Below are 16,887 nucleotides of genomic sequence, written 5' to 3'. Positions count from 1 at the left end.
CTGGGCTCCCTCGCCCGCGCCGCGGGGTCGCTCCCGCAGTGCCCGCCGCCCGTGCGGCGCGGAGCGGCACCGATCCCGTCGGGGCTGGGCAGGACGAGGTGCCCGCCCAGTTGCTCCGCACGCCCGGCCATGGCGTCCGAGCGGCGCTGCGCCGGCCGTCGGCCGGGACACACGACCCGGGACCGCGGCCCGTCGTCGCGCCCACCCGCGCGGGCCCGCAGCCCGAAGGTGGCCGACACCGCCCTGGGGGCCTGGTCCTGCGACATCTCGTTCGGCGATGCCTGCCACGCCTTCACCGCCGTGGGCCGATCGGCCCGCCCCGAGGGACCGAGGGCACCTCGCAGGAGCTCCGACGCCGCTACAGGCTGGGAAGGCACCGATCTACCGCGGAGCCGAGGAGTGGCGTCATGGTCCGCTATGTGTACGACTTCCGGGACGGCGGGCGTGACCTGGCCGGCCTGCTCGGCGGCAAGGGTGCGAACCTGGCCGAGATGACGCGGCTCGGCCTGCCGGTGCCTCAGGGGTTCATCGTCACGACCGAAGCCTGCCGGGCTTTCCTTGCCACCGGTGAGGAGCCCGCAGGCATGTCGGCTGAGGTGTACCGGCACCTGTCGGCGCTGGAGACGACCGCCGGCCGGGTGCTCGGGCAGGCGGACGATCCGTTGCTGGTGTCCGTCCGCTCCGGGGCCCGCTTCTCGATGCCCGGCATGATGGAGACCGTCCTGGACATCGGCCTGAACGACGACTCCGTCCTCGGCCTGGCCAAGGTGTCCGGCAGCGAGCGCTTCGCCTGGGACTCCTACCGCAGGCTCGTCCAGATGTACGGCACCACGGTCATGGGCGTCGACCAGGCCCTGTTCGACGACGCCCTGACATCGTTGAAGGAGGCCCGCGAGGCTCCGGACGACCTGCACCTGGACGCGGGTGACCTGGCCCGGCTCGTGGAGACGTACAAGGGCCTCATCCGCGACGACACCGGCCGTGACTTCCCGCAGTCACCCGCCGAACAGCTCCAGCAGGCGATCCTCGCCGTGTTCCGGTCCTGGAACGCCGAGCGTGCCCGACTGTACCGGCGCCGTGAGCACATCCCGGACGACCTCGGGACCGCCGTCACCGTGCAGCGCATGGTCTTCGGCAACCTCGGTCCGGACTCCGGGAGCGGCGTCGCCTTCACCCGCGACCCGGCCACCGGTCGCCCCGGCCTGTACGGCGACTACCTGCCGAACGCGCAGGGCGAGGACGTCGTCGCAGGGGTACGGGACGCCGTACCGCTGGCCGAGCTCGAACGGCTGGACGCGGTCTCCTACCGGCGGCTGCGCGATCACGCACAGACGTTGGAGCGCCACTACCGTGACCTGTGCGACCTCGAGTTCACCGTCGAGCGCGGGACGCTGTGGATGTTGCAGACCCGGGTGGGCAAGCGCACGGCCGAAGCGGCGTTCGCCATCGCCGCCGAGCTGGTGGAGGAGGGGCTGATCAGCTCGGACGAGGGCCTGGCGCGGGTGAGCGGCGACGGGCTGGCTCGGCTGATGTTCCCCCGTTTCGACACGACCGCCACCGGTGAACCCCTCGCCCACGGCGTGCCGGCCTCGCCTGGCGCCGCGGTGGGCGCGGCGGTGTTCGATTCGGCGGAGGCCGTACGGCGTGCCGCCGCCGGCGAGAAGGTGGTCCTCGTCCGCGAGGAGACCACTCCCGACGACCTGCCCGGCATGGTCGCCGCGCAGGCGGTGCTGACCGGCCGGGGCGGAAAGACCAGCCACGCGGCCGTGGTCGCCCGCGGCATGGGCAAGGTGTGCGTGTGCGGGGCCCAGGACGTCACCGTCGACGCCGGGGCACGGCGATTCGCCACCGCGGAGGGCACTGTCGTCGAGGAGGGCACCGTCCTCTCGGTGGACGGCTCCGCCGGTGACGTGTACCTAGGAGCCGTCCCACTGGTCGCCTCGGGGACCATGCGATACCTGGAGAGCGGCGAGCAGGCCGACACCGTGGTCGCGGCGGTGGGCCGGGCCCTCGAATGCGCCGACTCCACGAGGCGGTTGGAGGTTCGGGCCAACGCCGACACCCCCGAGGACGCGGCCCGCGCCCGGCGATTCGGGGCCCAGGGCATCGGGCTCTGCCGCACCGAGCACATGTTCCTCGGCGAACGGCGCACACTGGTCGAGGACGTGATCCTCGCCCGTACGGACGCGGACCGCGAGCGGGCCCTGACGGCTCTCCTTCCGCTCCAACGGCAGGACTTCACAGGCCTTCTTCGGGCGATGGACGGCCTGCCGGTCACGATCCGGCTCCTCGACCCGCCGCTGCACGAGTTCCTGCCCGACCTCACCGGCCTCGCGGTGCGCGTCGCCGCGGCCGAGGCCACCGGTGAACAACCGGACGCGCACGACGTGGAGTTGCTCGACGCGGTGCAGCGGATGCACGAGGAGAACCCGATGCTCGGCCTGCGGGGCGTGCGGCTCGCACTGGTGGTTCCGGGACTGGTCGCCATGCAGGTGCGGGCGATCGCCGAGGCGGTCGTCGAGCGCACCCGCGCGGGCGGCTCGCCGCGGGCGGAGATCATGGTGCCGCTGGTCGGCGCCGTCGAGGAGCTGCGACTGGCCCGCGAAGAGATCACACGCGTCCTGGCCGAGGTCGCCGCGGAGACCGGCGTGGCCGTCCGCTGTCCGGTCGGCACGATGATCGAGTTGCCCCGGGCCGCGGTCACGGCAGGCCGGATCGCCGAGGAGGCGGAGTTCTTCTCCTTCGGCACCAACGATCTCACCCAGACCACCTGGGGCTTCTCCCGCGACGACGTGGAGGCGGCGTTCTTCTCCGCCTATCTCGACAAGGGTGTCTTCGCCGCCTCACCGTTCGAGACACTCGACCGCGAGGGCGTGGGCCGACTGGTGCGGATCGCGGTCGAGGAGGGCCGTGCGGCCCGACCGGGCCTGCAGACAGGTGTCTGCGGTGAGCACGGCGGCGACCCGCAGTCGATCCATTTCTTCCACGCCACCGGCCTGGACTACGTCTCCTGTTCGCCGTTCCGGGTCCCCGTGGCCCGTCTGGAGGCCGGCCGGGCGGCGCTGACCGGCGTGGAGGCGAGCAGCAGCGTTTAGCAGGGACCTCCGGTCCCCCATCGGGCCCGACCGGCACTGGAGAGCAGGTACGCCGTGGACGACAGTGAGAACAGGAGCGGCACCGATCCCCCGCGGTGTCGCTCCGCCCGCATCGCACCTCGGCGTCGACGGTCCGACCTGAGCCGACGGGGAAACAGTCACTCACCCGCGAAGAAGCAGGACATGCCCCGCAACCACACCCCCGCGCACCGGCGCATCGACCTCGACCCTGCCGAGGCGCTGCGGTTGCTGGGCAGTGTGCCGCTGGGAAGGATCGTCTTCACCCGGCAGGCCCTGCCCACGGTCCGGCCGGTCAACCACGTCCTGGACCGTGGGGACATCGTCATCCGCACCCACGAGGGCGCGGCCCTGACGTCTCACGCCGAGGGGGCCGACGGCACGGGCGTGGTCGTCGCCTACGAGGCCGACGTCATCGACCCCGACACCCACCTCGGCTGGAGCGTGGTCGTCACCGGTTACGCCCGGCTGGTGACCGATCCGGCCGAACTGGCCCGCGTCCGTGAACTGCTGCAGCCCTGGGTGCCCGTGGAGGGCATGGACCAGGCCGTCCGCATCCGTCCCGAACTCGTCGCCGGCGTCCTGCTGACGACATCGATCGGCACGGCGACGACACCCGGCTGACGGCTGCCGTGCACGGCGAAAGGCGCTACGAGAGATCCGGCGCCCCGTAAGGTATGCCGACCCTCAGCTCGGCACGCAGCTGACCAAGCCTTTCGAGGCGCTCCTCCCCCTGTCCGGGTCCCACCGCCCCGGGTTGGGCTCGCATCCGCTGAGGCGACGCACGGCGCGCCTTGCCACGGTCACAGCCGGGGGCGGAGCACGTCATGGGCCCAGGCCGCCAGAGTCGTGGGCGTGGTGGTGTGCGGGGTACGCGGCTGCTCCGGGACGAAGCCGTCCCGGAGCCCGGTCGACATCCCGATGACCGCTTCGACCAGACCGTCGGTCATCCCGGACGCGCGCAGCAGGCTCCGCATCGCATCGTCGCCGACCCGCTCGACGCGCAACGGCCGGCCGGTGGCCGCGGACACGATCGCGGCGGCCTGCGGCCAGGTGAGGTCGGCCGGCCCGTGGACGGCCCGGACACAGCGTCCGGACCATCCGGTCCACAGCAGCCGCGCCACGGCTGTCTCGGCGATGTCGCGCGGCGCGACCCAGGCAAGAGGCTGGTCCAAGGGCCAGATCACGGGAATCAGGCCGTCGCGTACGGCATCGAGCTGGAGCTCCAGGTTGGTGAAGAAGTAGCCGCAGCGCAGGTGTGTGACGGTGGCGCCGAGGGCGTCGAGAGCGAGCTCGGTTCCCGCGAGGCCGTCGATCTCGCCGGCTCCGTGGCGCTTTTCGGCGCCGACGCTGCTCTGGAAGACCGTCCGCTCGATGCCGTTCGCCTCGACCGCACTCACCAGGCTCACCGTGGCCAACCCGTAGTCCGCGAGCGGATCTTCGCCGGCGGACGGGGGATCCACCCAGTACAGGGCGTCGACCCCGGCGGTGGCGGCGACGACCGCCTCGGGGTCACGCTGGTCCACCGCGACCACGTCGACCTCACGGAGGATCTCGGGGGCCAGGCGGCCCGGATCGCGTGCCAGCACTCGAGGACGGACCCCTGCCCGCAGGAGCGTGGCGACGACATGGCGTCCGACGTTCCCCGTGGGCGTCGTGACCGCGATACGCATGGCTCGGTGTCCTTTCGGCGGTTTCCAGCACGACGCTAGAAGCCAACCCGGACACCTCTTGTCCCCTTTTCGCACCGCATACGGGCAAGTGGGCGGCGGCCACCTGCCGACGAGCGGGTCGGACGGGCTCGGGTACGACCGCCACCTCGGGCGGCCCGCTCAGGCGGGAGGCCGCTGAAGCACCCTCGTGGCGTTCCCGGAGCGAGCCGCACGTCTCCTCTTCGAGACGGCAGGTCAGCTGTGCGCGACGACCGCGACGGGGGCGGCGATGTGATGGAGGGCCGCGTGCGCGACATGGCCGAGGTGGGCGCCGAACGAGCCGGTGCGGATGTGCCGGCCCACGACCACGAGAGAGGCGTCGCGGGAGTCGTTGACGAGGACCTGCGCGGCGCCACCGCACCGGCTCGCCTCGAAGACCTCGACGTCCGGGAACTTCTGCCGCCACGGACGCAGCGCCTTGTTCAGGAGGGTAGCCTGCCCGCGCTCCAGCTCGTCGTAGAGTTCGGCGTCGCCGGCGAAGCGGTAGAAGGACGTCGGCGGTTCGGGCCAGGCATGCACGGCCCGCAGAGGGGCCCTCCTGAGTGCGGCGGCGTCGAAGGCGAACTCGAGCACGGTGTCGTCCGGGTGGTCGATGTCGAGGCCAAGCACCACGGGCCGGAAGGGCGCCGCAGCGGACGGCACGCCCACCGGGTCCATCCTGTGCTCGTCAGCGGCCTGCTCTCCCGCACGCACCAACACCACGGGACGCTCGGCACGGGCCACCACGCCCAGACTGACCGAGCCGACCATGAATCCCTCGAGCCCGCCGAGACCTCGTGAACCCAGCACCAGCAGCTCCGCGAAGCCCGCGGCCTCGCACAGGACGTCGGCCACGGTCCCCGTGAGCTGCTCGGTGATCACCTCGATGCCGGGGTGGCGAAGCCGAATGCCCTCCGCGGCCTCGCGTGTCAACTGCTCTGCCCAGTGGCGGTAGGTCTCGGGATCCAGCAGAGGAGTCCGGGCCACGAACCTGGGAGTCGGCTCCGCGACGTACACGACCTTGAGGCGCAGGCCGCGCAGCATCGCTTCGCGCGCCGCCCACTCGGCCGCGGCCCGGCTCTCGGGCGAGTCCTCGACGCCTACGACGATGGTTCCCGACATGGTCTCGCCTCCGTGGTGGGGTTCCGGTACAAGCGTGGAACCGCGGCGCCGGCGGCGTCAGAGGCCACACGGCCCCATGGGGGACCGACCGACCCCCGCCGGTTCCGGACGGTCCGCCCCAGGGCCGGGCGGCCCCTGGCACTTCCCCGTCTCCCGGCACACCCTGGAAGGCGCCGGACACTTCAGCGAGGCCTTTACGGAGTAACCATGTACGGCACCCCTCACATCGTCAGCGATGTCATGACGCAGACGGTCGCAGCCGTCGGCCGTCGGGCACCCTTCAAGGAGATCGTGCAGCTGATGGACGACTGGCAGGTCAGCGCCCTGCCCGTGATCGAGGGCGAGGGGCGGGTGGTCGGTGTGGTCTCCGAGGCCGACCTGCTGCCCAAGGAGGAGCTGCGGGACGACCCCGATGCGAGCCGTCTCCAGCTGCGGCAACCGGTCGACGTCGCCAAGGCCGGTGCTCTCACCGCGGGCGGCCTCATGTCCTCTCCCGCCGTCACGGTCCGGGCCGACGCCACCCTCGCCGAGGCCGCGCGCCTCATGGCGCGAGAAGGCGTCAAGAGACTGCCCGTGGTGGACGACGCCGGATTGCTGGCGGGCGTCGTCAGCCGCGCCGACCTGCTCAAGGTCTTTCTGCGCGACGACGAGGACATTGCCGAGGAGGTGCGGCGCGAGATCGCCTCGTTCCTCTTCGCGCCGCCGGCTTCGGCCGTGCAGGTGGAGGTGAACGACGGTGTCGTGACGCTCACCGGCCGGATCCATGACACCGCCCTCGTCCCGGTGGCGGCACGCCTGATCAGGGCGGTCGAAGGGGTCGTCGACGTCGGGTTCGACCTTGCTCACGACAGCGCGACGCGATAGCCGGAGCAAGTGGGCCGAACAGCCCGTCCCCGATGCCCTGAAGCCCCTTCTCTCGTGCGCGCGGTCAGACTGGTGGGAGAGGACCACGACCGCCGGCGGCGAGCACCATGTCCGACGTCACCACCACCGACCTCTACGAGGTGACCATGGCCATGTCCTACCTCCGGGAGGACATGTGGGCGCCGGCCACCTTCAGTCTGTTCGCGCGTCACCTTCCGCCCGGCCGGGGCTTCCTGGTGGCGAAAGTCACCGCCCCGGGCCGCAAGCAGGTCTTCCGCCGGCCCGGACGGCCGGACGTCATCGCCCTGGTGGCCGAGGAACCACCGGACTCCGCACAGCCATTGCTGCGCACGGTCATGCGGGGTGGGCGGCGGACATGGTCGCCGGACCACTGGCAGGACGCTCGCAGGCGATTCCGCGAGGACGTCGCCGGTCTGCCCGGATCGGCACGTCGGATCGAGAGCCCCGAGCCGGTCCCGCCGGTGCGGTCCGACACCCTTGAACGGCTGACGGCCTCCGTACGGGCCGGCATCGAAGCCCGCCTGCGTCCGGAGCACCGCACCCCCTGCCGGACACGGCCGGCCCCTGCTCCGCCCCGCTCTCAGCCTCCGGACACCGACCGCTGACCAGCCCGTGGCGGAGGGGTCGGCAGGCCCGTCGTGGGGACCTATGGCCCCTGGCAGGCCGAGGCCGTCAGAGGCTTCCATGGAATAGGTGGCGGCACGTCCTTGCGCGCCACCGCAGGAAGGAGGCGAGGGCGATGTCCGCTCCCGCACCCAGGAGCGATCAGGGGGCGGCCATGTCCCGGCCGGCTGAGCGCCGACCGGTGGTGGTGGGCGTCGATCCCGACCCCGCCCACCGGATGGCGCTGGCCTGGGCCGCCGACGAGGCCGCCCGCCGTCGGCTGCCGTTGCGCGCCGTTCACGTCGAGGGTGTGCCCACCAGGGGCTACCGGGGGCGGGAAGTCCCGCCGTCGTGGGAGGAGTGGAACGAGGCGCTGCACAAGGCGGGGCAGCAGGTGCTGGAGGAGGCCATGGACTTCGTCTCGGCCCGGCACCCGCAGCTCGAGGTGGATTCCCTGCTCGCGGAGGGCGACCCGGTGTGGGTGCTGGGCGAGCAGAGCCGCGACGCCACCGCCGTCGTGCTGGGCTCGCGCCACCTGAGCCGGAAACAGGAGGCGTTCGGCTCGGCGGCGGTCGCCCTGCCGGTCATGGCCCGTACGCACTGTCCCCTGGTGGTGGTCCCCGAACCGGAACACATCACCCAGGAACCCGCGTACCTCGTCGTCGGCGTCGACGGCAGCGAACACTCCGGTGCCGCGGTCGACGTGGCGTTCGAGGAAGCAGCCCTGCGCGGCGCCCGGCTGCGGGCCCTGCTCGTCTGGGAGCCCGGACCGATGAGAGTCTTCGACGAGCACCAGCCGCAGCAGGAGTGCCGTCGGCTCCTCTCCGAGATCGTGGCAGGACGCCAGGGCCGCTATCCCGAGGTGGAGCTGCACCACGAGGTGCTTGTAGGGCATCCCGTCCAGGTGCTCACCGACGCCTCGGCGCATGCGCTGGGCCTGGTGGTGGGGACCCGGGGCCGCGGAGGCTTCGCCGGCATGCTGCTGGGCTCGGTGAGCCAAGGCGTGCTGCACCATGCCCGCTGCCCTGTCATCGCCGTACCGACCCGCGAGTGAACCGGCAGACCGGCAGGAAGGAAGCGGCCGTGACTGGACAACCTCTCGACGTGGACACCGTCGCCGGGCTCGTGGCGGACGCCGCGGCGGCGCCCTCGCTGCACAACGCCCAGCCCTGGACGTTCCGTTACCTGCGAGACATCAATGTCCTGCGCCTGTACGCCGATCCCGAGCGCGCCCTGCCGCGAATCGACCCGGAGAACCGTGGCCTGCACATAGGGTGTGGCGCCGCGCTGCTCAACCTCCGCGTGGCCGCCGCGACGGCGGGGCTGGCGCCGATCGTCCGGCTGCTGCCCGACCCTGCCTACCCGGAACTCCTCGCCGAGGTGCACCTGTGCGGCACCGGCCCACCCGACGGGGCGCTCGCCCGGCTGGGCCCTGCGATCCGCCACCGTCACTCCAGCCGGCTTCCCTTCCGCGACGAGGAGATCCCCGGGCCGGTGCGGGAGGGACTGTCCGGAGCAGCCCGTGAAGAGGGGGCCCAGCTGCTGTTCCCCGGGGCATGGCATGTGCAGACGATCCTGGAGCTGGTGCGGGACGCGGAGGACAGGGAGGCGCTCACGCCGGACGTGCGTGAGGAAACGGCGCGCTGGACCCACGCGGAGCAGCCCCATGCCGCTGGGGCGGCCGACGGCATCCCCGGCGAGGCGTTCGGTCCCCGGCAGCGCGGTACCTCCACTCCTGTGCGTGACTTCGCCGTCGGCCGTCCTATGCCCGGACGTGGCTGGGCGCCGTTCGAACGGAACCCGAACATCGCCCTGCTGGGTACGGACCGCGACAACCCTGTGGACTGGCTCGTGGCCGGTCAGGCACTGGAACGGGTGCTGCTCCGGGCCACCGTGGACGGGCTGGTCGCCTCGATCACCTCACAGCCCCTGGAGTGGCCGGAGACCCGGTGGGCCGTCCGCGATCCCGTCTCGGCGATGGCGCACGTCCAGATGGTGATCCGGATCGGCTACGGCCCTGAAGGCCCCGCGAGCCCGCGGCGGCCGGTCGCCGATCTGCTCGACGTTCTCTGAGCCCCGTCCGACGACGTCGGACACCGAGGAGTGGTCCCATGAAGATCTCCGAGGTGATGACCGTTCCTCCGGTGTGCGTAGAACCCCGTGTCCCCCTGGTCGAGGTGACCCGGCGGATGACCGAGTACGCCGTCGGGTCCGTCCTCGTGGTCGAGGACGGAGCACTGCGGGGCATCGTCACCGACCGCGACCTCGCCGTGCGCGGCCTCGGCGGCGGCCTGGACCCCAGGACCCGGGCGGATGCCGTGATGTCGGCACGTGTCGTCACGGTCGAGGCCGTAGACGACCTTCAGGTGGCCTACCGGACGTTCCGCCGCACCGGGGTGCGCCGGCTTCCGGTCCTGGACGCAGGCCGCGTGGTGGGCATGCTGACGATCGACGACCTGTTCCTCGATCTCTTCCGACGGTTCGCCGATCTGCTGGGGCCGGTCGCCTGGAGCGTCCTGCAGGAGCCGCCAGGGCCGCCTACGGGGGCCGGAGCCGGGCGTGAGCTCTGAATCGGCTCTTCAGGGGCGGGTCCTGGCTCATCCTCAGCCGGTGCGCAGCCCCACCCGGCGGGCCGGAGAACCGCCAGGACGCGCGTGCTCGCAGCGCGGACCGCGAGCGGATGCGGACCGCGAGCGGATGCTGCTGCCCGGCGGCACCTGGCGGCGGGTCGGAACCATCCGGATCCGCAGTCTGTTCGGCTGAAGCGCGGCGCAGACCGCGGCGCGCCGCGGTCGCGGCCTTCAGCTCGCCGCACTCTCGGCCCTCGGGTCTCGCACGACGCGAAGCACCTACCGTCGTTCGGGCACCACCACGACCGGACACCTGGCATGGTGCAGCAGCGCGTGGCTCACGCGGCCGAGCTGGAATCCGAAGTGGCCCGTCCTGCGGTGGGCTCCGACGATCACCAGGTCCGCGGCCGCCGACCGGTCCACCAGGATCTTGCCGGCCGGTCCCTCCGGTGTGGCCGGACGCGTTCGCACGTGCGGATGCTCGGCGATCGCGGCCTCGAGCCGGGCGTCCACCACAACGGAGGCCTGCTCCTGGTACGTGTCCGCCGGTCCTCCGGCCCGTACCCGGTCACCGTGCCTGTCGTAGGCGGGCCTGCGCCAGGCGTGCACCACATCCAGGACGCAGTCGCGTACCTCGGCCTCCCGGAAGGCGAAGCGCACGGTCTCCGCCCCCGTGTCGGTCTCACCGAGTCCGAGCAGTATCCGCCCATGTGCTCCCGTGAGTCCGGCCGCGTCTCCCCGGACGACGATCACCGGGGTGCGTGCCCGGGCCGCCACGGCCAGACCGACCGACCCGAGGAGCAGTCCCTTGAGCTCACCCCGGCCACGCGAGCCCGTCACCAGCGCGAAGGCTTCGTCGCCCTCGCGGACGAGTGCGTTCACCGCGTCCTCCGGGATGATGTCGGTGGTGACCTTCACGTCCGGGTTGCGCCGTTCGGCACGATCGGCCGACGAGGCCACGACGTGCCCGGCCGGCACCTGTTCGGAAGCGCGCCCTCCGCCCACCGAGGGGAGACCGGCCTCGTACCGCTCCCAGAGGGAGGCGTACACCAGCCTGAGCGGCAGACCATGGCGGACGGCTTCGTCCACGGCCCAGTCGACCGCCAGCAGACAGGAATCCGATCCGTCGACGCCCACCACCAGAGGAGGTGTCATCGTCCCCACCGCCTTTCACGGGGCCGCCTGTCGTGCAGCACAGGGCCACTGAGCTTCACCGTCGCATCACCGGGGCCGAGGCCGCGAGGGCGTTTCGGCCCGTGCCGAGGGACGTTCGACCCCCTACCGCTCGTCGTCTCGCTCGTACACCTGTGCTCGGCAAGCTGCCGCACAACCGTCCCCGCCCGGCCGACCTCGACGCCACGCTCGCCGCATTGCGCGGCCACTGAGCCGAGTGGCCCAGGAGAGGGGCCGAAGGACCTTTGGTGCCTCCGCCCGGCCGAGGCCCACCATGAACAGGAGGGACGCTGTACGAAACCTTCGCAGATAGAGGTGAGCCCGGTGGTGTACTGGAACGGTGGCTGGGCCTGGATGGCATTCGTTCCACTGCTGTGGATCGCACTGGTCGCCCTCGCCGTGTGGGCCGTGATCCGCCTGGCGCACGGTGCGCTCGGCGGCGACGCCTCCGGCCGCAGCCGCGGCTGGTCGGACAGCGAGTCCCGGGAGACCCCGGAAGAGATCCTCGACCGGCGCTATGCCTCGGGGGAGATGGACACGGACAGCTACACCGAGGCCCGCGAGCACCTCGCCGCCCACCGCCCGAGGCCGCACCAGCCGGACTCCACGAGGGCCGGGCACTGATCGTGCTGGGCGCCCCGGTCGCCCTGCGGTGCAGGCGGGTTGATCCGGGCGGATGGTCGGCGCGGGCCGAAGGAAGGAGGGGCCGCCATGCCGTGGGAGACCCTCCGGAAGGACATCCCGGCGGGCGCAGTCCCCCATCTCCGCGACTACGACAAGGAGTGCGCGGGCTTCTCCTGGCGGGCGGCACGCGGCTGGCTGCAGGGGCTGCCCGGTGGGCGCGGACTGAACATCGCGCACGAGGCCGTGGACCGGCACGCGGCATCGGACCGGGCCACGGCGGTGGCGCTGCGCTGTGTCGGGCGGGGCGGGTCCGTCACCTCGCTGACCTACGGGGAGCTGGCCCGCTCGACGGCACGGTTCGCCAACGTGCTCCGCGGCCTCGGCATCGGGCACGGCGACCGGGTGGTGACGCTGCTGGGACGCTGCCCCGAGCTGTACACCGTGGTCCTCGGCACGCTGAAGAACACCAGTGTCCTGTGCCCGCTGTTCTCCGCCTACGGACCGGACCCGGTGTTCCAGCGGATGACGCTGGGCGACGCGCAGGTCCTGGTCACCACGGCGGAGTTCTACCGCAGGAAGATCGCCGGGCAACGCGGTGCACTCGCCGCCCTGCGGCACGTACTGATCGTCGGCGACGGCGCGGACGAACTGCCCGGCACCGCTTCCCTCGCCGCGCTCATGGCCGACGCGGCCGACACCTTCACCATCCCTCCGACATCGCCCCACGACATGGCCCTGCTGCACTTCACGAGCGGCACGACGGGCATCCCCAAGGGCGCGGTGCACGTGCACGAGGCAGCCGTCGCCCACTGCATGACCGCGCTGTACGCCCTCGACCTCCATGCGGACGACGTGTTCTGGTGCACGGCCGATCCGGGCTGGGTGACGGGCATGTCCTACGGGATCGTCGCCCCGCTCATGCACGGCGTGACGGTCGTGGTGGACGAGGGCGACTACGACGCCCGCCGCTGGTACCGGATCCTCGCCGAGCAGCGGGTGAGCGTCTGGTACACGGCGCCGACGGCCCTGCGCATGCTGATGCGGACGACGCCGAGGACGGGGCCGTACGACCTGCCGCGCTCGTTCGACCTGAGTGCGCTGCGGTTCATCGCGTCGGTCGGCGAGCCGCTCGACCCGGAGGCGGTGGTGTGGGGCCGGGACGTGCTCGGGCTGCCGGTGCACGACAACTGGTGGCAGACCGAGACCGGCGCCATCATGATCGCCAACTTCGCCGCCTGCGACATCCGTCCCGGCTCGATGGGGCGCCCGCTGCCCGGTGTGGAGGCGGCGGTGCTGCGGCGCGGGGAGGACGGCCGGGCCGAGGTCGCCGACGGGCACGTCACCGTACTGGAGGAGCCAGGAGTGGAGGGCGAGCTGGCACTGCGGCCCGGCTGGCCGTCCATGTTCCGCGGCTATCTGCACGACGAGCCACGCAGCGCCGCGGCCTTCGCGGACGGCTGGTACCTCACGGGCGACCTGGTGCGACGTGACGCCGACGGCTGGTACTGGTTCGTCGCGCGGGCCGACGACGTCATCAAGTCGGCAGGACACCTCATCGGGCCGTTCGAGGTCGAGAGCGCCCTGATGGAACACCCGGCGGTCGCCGAGTCCGCAGTCATCGGCCGCCCCGATCCCCTGGCCGGGAACATCGTCAAGGCGTTCGTCACGCTGCGGCCGGGCTTCGACGCGAACGGCGCGACCCGGCGGGACCTGCTGGCCTTCGCCAGGCGTCGGCTGGGCCCGGCCGTGGCACCCCGCGAGATCGCCTTCGACCAACACCTTCCGCACACCCGCAGCGGCGAGGTCATGCGCCGTCTGCTGCGGGCCCGTGAACTCGATCTGCCCGAGGCCGACATCTCCACCCTGGAGGACTCCGTCGTCGAGGCGTCCTTGGCGCGGCGGACGGAGCAGCCCGCATGACCACCACCCGCACCTCCCACGCACCACGGCTCGCCTCCCGGCCGAACCGACGACCTGCCGCGCACCGCCTGCCCATGCTGGAGGCCGTCGTGCGCGTCCGCGCCGGCCGCCGCCCGGCCCGGTCCCGGGGCGAGCGTCGGCCACACGTGCAGCAGCCGCGGGGCGAGTCGGTATCTCTCGGCCTCCTCGGCGGCCCCACGTGCGGCGGCGAGACTTCTCGGGTGATGCCCCGGTCCCGGTCCCTGCCACGGCGCACGTGCAGCCGTGACGGGGACCGGAGCCGTGCCATGCGGCAGGAGAGGAGACGGGCGCGGTGACGATTCCCCTCGTGGTAGGCGTCGACGGGTCCGAGGCGAGTCTGGAGGCGGTCGAATGGGCCGCCGCCGAGGCGGCCCGGCACAGGGTCCCGCTCCACCTCCTGCACGCGGCGGGCGGTGAGCAGGAAGCGTCCGACGTGATCAGCGCCGCCTCGCAGCGTGCCATGAAGGACGCTCCGGCGGTGCGGCTGACCAGCGAGGTGTCACCCGAGGACGCGGCCTCCGCCCTGGTCGGCCACGGGCGAAACGCCTTTGCGCTGGTGCTCGCGGACAGGGGGCTCGGAGAACTTCCCGGCATGCTGCTCGGCTCGGTCAGCCTCGCCGTGGCGGCACGCGCCGACTGCCCGGTCGTGGTGGTCCGCGGCACCCCGGAGCACCGGGCCGACCGTTTCGGATGTGTCGTCGTGGGGGTCGAGGACGGGGACGACAGCGGCACCGCCGTGGACTTCGCGTTGCGCGAGGTCGATGTACGGCGCTGCCGGCTCGTGGCCGTGCACGCCTGGAGCACACCGTCCGGTGCCTGTACGACACCTCAGGCATCGTCATGGCCGCTGGAAGCCCACCGGCGTCCCCCGGCTCAGGTGCTCGACGACGCTCTGCGCCGACCTGCGGAAAGGTACCGCGACGCCTCGGTGAGCCGGCGATTGATCGAGAAGCCGGCACGAGCGGCACTGTTGGAGGCAGCGTCGACGGCGGATCTGCTGGTCGTGGGTGCCCGGCGGAGACTCGGACACCCGGGCCTGCAACTCGGCCTGATCAATCACGCACTGCTGCATCACGCACCGTGTCCCGTCGCCGTGGTCCCCCAGATGTGACCACCGCGGGACGAGCGACGGACGGTCGTCGGCTCCTCGCGGACGGCCACGTCACGACGCAGTGAACCCGCAGCAGACCACCTCGCCCGAGGACGCCCGCTGCATGTCGCCTCCCGGTGCTGGACATGCGCCCCGCGGACACGAGGCCGCCGCCCCGTGCGGCGGGGCGACCCGCGTGGCAGGTTGGATACAGCACCACTCTGAGGAGAGGGCGGCGATCATGCGAGCTCACCTTGGCGACCAACTCGTCATCGAGAGTCCGGCGACCGGCGGCGCCAGGCGCGACGGCGAGATCGTCGGACTCCGTCACGAGGACGGAACACCCCCCTACGACGTGCGCTGGTCGGACACGGACGAGGTGACGCTCGTGTTCCCCGGCCCGGACGCCCATGTCCACCACCTTGAGCACGGCGCGCCCGTGGCCGCGCCCCAGACGCCGCCGGACACGCAGGAAACGGCCTCCGGCTCCACGGCGCCCCGGCCGGCCGGGGCGGGCAATCCCGGCGACGTCGGCCGGCGCGTGGCCGCCGAACGCCGAAGGCGTGGGCTCAGCCGGGAGGAAACAGCGGGCCGGGCCCGGATGTCGCCGGGCTACCTGGCCCATCTGGAGGAGAGCCCTGCCGACCCGAACTCGGCGACTCTCGTCAGGCTGGCGGATGCCCTGGGCACCACGGTCGCCGCACTGCGCGGCGGAGGCATGGATCTCCCGCCCGGTCAGGGCCATGCCTTGCTGCACCCCCGGTTCCGGGATCTCGACCCGGAGGAGTGCCGCAGCCTGCTCTCCACGCACGGCGTGGGACGCATCGCTGTGTCGGCGTCCGAGGGCAGCCCGGTGGTCGTCCCGGTCAACTACGAGGTCGTCGACGACGCCATCGTCTTCCGTACCGCGCCCGACTCCGTGGCGGCGGGGGCAGCGGAGCGGGAGATCGCCTTCGAGGTCGACCACGTCGACGAGGCCCTGAGCCAGGGCTGGAGCGTGCTCGCCGTCGGCCCGGCAAGTGTGGTGACGGACCCGGAGGCCGTGCGCAGGCTCGCCCGGCACGCACACTCGACGCCTTGGGCGGGCGGGGAACGCGAGATGTGGGTGGCGATCCGGCCCACGATCCTGACGGGCCGGCGGATCACTCCGTCCGATCAGTAGCCGGCCGCGGATCGCCCGGTAGGGAGCGTCCTCCGTCCGAGGGAGCGCAGGCAGCTGAGCGGGTCACCACTCGGTACCGGGTCCGCCCGGGCATGGTTCCTCGCCATCGAGCCGGGACTCGACGCCCGGGACGGTCGGCGTGCTCATCACTTCCTCAGCGGTCATGCCCTCCGCGGCAGATCGGCCTCCGGACCACGACCGCCCACCTGCCCCTCGCCGCACGAGGTGGGCCACCCACGCGAGGTGGCCCACCTTTCCGGCGGCGGTGTCACGGGCCGCCGGGAGGCAGACTCACACCTCCCGGCGCGTGTACCCGGACACTGCGTCGCCGGTGCGCCGGCCCGCTCACAGAACGGCGGCGGCCGTCTCGCGGGCGTAGCTGAACCCGTCGTTGTCGAAGTAGAAGACGGTGACCTTGATCTTTTCTCCCTTGACGAGGGACGAGCCCGAAGCCGGACGCATGGTCACCTGGGCGACGTGGGTGTCGGCGTCACAGACGAGCTTGTCCTTCTTGATCGTGCCGGCGGCGATCACCTCGGGATCGGCGCCCTTGCCCGGCACGCTGGCATTGGCCACGAGTTCGTGGTCGAGTCCCGGGTCGCACGAGTAGGTGACCTTCACCTGTACGTCCGGCTGGTGCAACACCACCTTGTCGATGGTGAGTTGGTTGGCCTTGGCCGCCGCCATGGGGGCGGCTGCGAGGACACCCGCACCGACCATCAGGGCCGTGGCCGCGGCGCCGGCGAGGCGTCGCCGAGTCCTGGTCGACTTCATCGATTATCTTCCTTCCCCCCTGCGCGGTCATCCTTGGTCTGATCCGTGGAGAAATCTCCAACTTGGCGGATGACTGCAACAGTTGATCGATTTTGCACCTGCATCCTACGCGATCTTGCACCGGGCCCCCACCGTGTCG

Annotated in this window: 15 protein-coding genes; 11 read left to right on the top strand and 4 right to left on the bottom strand. The window is 72.1% G+C overall.

The genetic code is table 11. The features are described 5' to 3' along the window. The first annotated feature begins 407 nt into the window (after positions 1–407). Entirely contained in the window at positions 408–3,095 is a 2,688-nt protein-coding gene (gene ppdK, locus ACIHEJ_RS33505; protein ID WP_400141199.1) for a pyruvate, phosphate dikinase, read from the top strand. 183 nt (positions 3,096–3,278) lie between these two features. Continuing rightward, entirely contained in the window at positions 3,279–3,737 is a 459-nt protein-coding gene (locus tag ACIHEJ_RS33500; RefSeq protein WP_400141197.1) for a pyridoxamine 5'-phosphate oxidase family protein, read from the top strand. 179 nt (positions 3,738–3,916) lie between these two features. Here ACIHEJ_RS33500 and ACIHEJ_RS33495 read toward each other — a convergent pair whose 3' ends face one another. Together ACIHEJ_RS33495 and ACIHEJ_RS33490 are read right to left on the bottom strand one after the other, a co-directional pair. Further along, the gene (locus tag ACIHEJ_RS33495) at positions 3,917–4,786 is read right to left on the bottom strand and encodes an NAD(P)H-binding protein (RefSeq protein WP_400141195.1); all 870 of its coding nucleotides are present in this window, start codon (positions 4,784–4,786) and stop codon (positions 3,917–3,919) included. 234 nt (positions 4,787–5,020) lie between these two features. Continuing rightward, positions 5,021–5,926: a universal stress protein gene (locus tag ACIHEJ_RS33490; protein WP_400141193.1), complete on the bottom strand. Its 906-nt coding sequence runs from the start codon at positions 5,924–5,926 to the stop codon at positions 5,021–5,023. Between the two features lie 207 nt (positions 5,927–6,133). On the opposite strand from ACIHEJ_RS33490, the gene ACIHEJ_RS33485 reads away from it, so the two are divergent. The 5 genes from ACIHEJ_RS33485 (at position 6,134) to ACIHEJ_RS33465 (ending at position 9,984) form a co-directional block, all read left to right on the top strand. Continuing rightward, complete coding sequence (locus tag ACIHEJ_RS33485) at positions 6,134–6,790, top strand: CBS domain-containing protein (RefSeq protein WP_400141191.1); 657 nt, start codon at positions 6,134–6,136, stop codon at positions 6,788–6,790. 107 nt (positions 6,791–6,897) lie between these two features. Next, positions 6,898–7,416, top strand: a complete 519-nt coding sequence (locus ACIHEJ_RS33480) for a hypothetical protein (protein WP_400141259.1) — start codon at positions 6,898–6,900, stop codon at positions 7,414–7,416. Positions 7,417–7,589: 173 nt separating this feature from the next. After that, on the top strand, positions 7,590–8,468 hold the full coding sequence (locus ACIHEJ_RS33475) for a universal stress protein (RefSeq protein ID WP_400141251.1): 879 nt from the start codon (positions 7,590–7,592) through the stop codon (positions 8,466–8,468). A 29-nt stretch (positions 8,469–8,497) separates the two neighbouring features. Next, positions 8,498–9,487, top strand: coding sequence for an Acg family FMN-binding oxidoreductase (locus tag ACIHEJ_RS33470; RefSeq protein ID WP_400141190.1), 990 nt, complete (start codon positions 8,498–8,500; stop codon positions 9,485–9,487). 38 nt (positions 9,488–9,525) lie between these two features. Next, positions 9,526–9,984, top strand: coding sequence for a CBS domain-containing protein (locus tag ACIHEJ_RS33465; RefSeq protein WP_400141188.1), 459 nt, complete (start codon positions 9,526–9,528; stop codon positions 9,982–9,984). Positions 9,985–10,263: 279 nt separating this feature from the next. Here ACIHEJ_RS33465 and ACIHEJ_RS33460 read toward each other — a convergent pair whose 3' ends face one another. Continuing rightward, complete coding sequence (locus tag ACIHEJ_RS33460) at positions 10,264–11,139, bottom strand: universal stress protein (protein WP_400141186.1); 876 nt, start codon at positions 11,137–11,139, stop codon at positions 10,264–10,266. 372 nt (positions 11,140–11,511) lie between these two features. On the opposite strand from ACIHEJ_RS33460, the gene ACIHEJ_RS33455 reads away from it, so the two are divergent. The 4 genes from ACIHEJ_RS33455 to ACIHEJ_RS33440 all read left to right on the top strand — a co-directional run bounded on the left by ACIHEJ_RS33455 (position 11,512) and on the right by ACIHEJ_RS33440 (position 15,974). Further along, positions 11,512–11,781 carry an SHOCT domain-containing protein gene (locus tag ACIHEJ_RS33455; RefSeq protein WP_400141184.1) on the top strand — a complete coding sequence of 90 codons (270 nt, stop codon included), beginning with the start codon at positions 11,512–11,514 and terminating at the stop codon, positions 11,779–11,781. 87 nt (positions 11,782–11,868) lie between these two features. Next, positions 11,869–13,701, top strand: coding sequence for an acetate--CoA ligase (gene acsA / locus ACIHEJ_RS33450; RefSeq protein ID WP_400141182.1), 1,833 nt, complete (start codon positions 11,869–11,871; stop codon positions 13,699–13,701). Positions 13,702–14,014: 313 nt separating this feature from the next. Further along, complete coding sequence (locus ACIHEJ_RS33445) at positions 14,015–14,833, top strand: universal stress protein (RefSeq protein WP_400141181.1); 819 nt, start codon at positions 14,015–14,017, stop codon at positions 14,831–14,833. 220 nt (positions 14,834–15,053) lie between these two features. Beyond that, a complete protein-coding gene (locus tag ACIHEJ_RS33440; RefSeq protein WP_400141179.1) occupies positions 15,054–15,974 on the top strand; it encodes a pyridoxamine 5'-phosphate oxidase family protein in 921 nt (306 codons plus the stop codon). 345 nt (positions 15,975–16,319) lie between these two features. Here ACIHEJ_RS33440 and ACIHEJ_RS33435 read toward each other — a convergent pair whose 3' ends face one another. Next, complete coding sequence (locus tag ACIHEJ_RS33435; RefSeq protein WP_400141177.1) at positions 16,320–16,748, bottom strand: hypothetical protein; 429 nt, start codon at positions 16,746–16,748, stop codon at positions 16,320–16,322. Between the last annotated feature and the right edge of the window lie 139 nt (positions 16,749–16,887).

Source organism: Streptomyces sp. NPDC052301, from assembly GCF_044593395.1.
GTDB lineage: Bacteria > Actinomycetota > Actinomycetes > Streptomycetales > Streptomycetaceae > Streptomyces.
The sequence above is the reverse complement of the archived record's forward strand: the minus strand, read 5'-3'. Positions and strand labels throughout refer to the sequence as shown.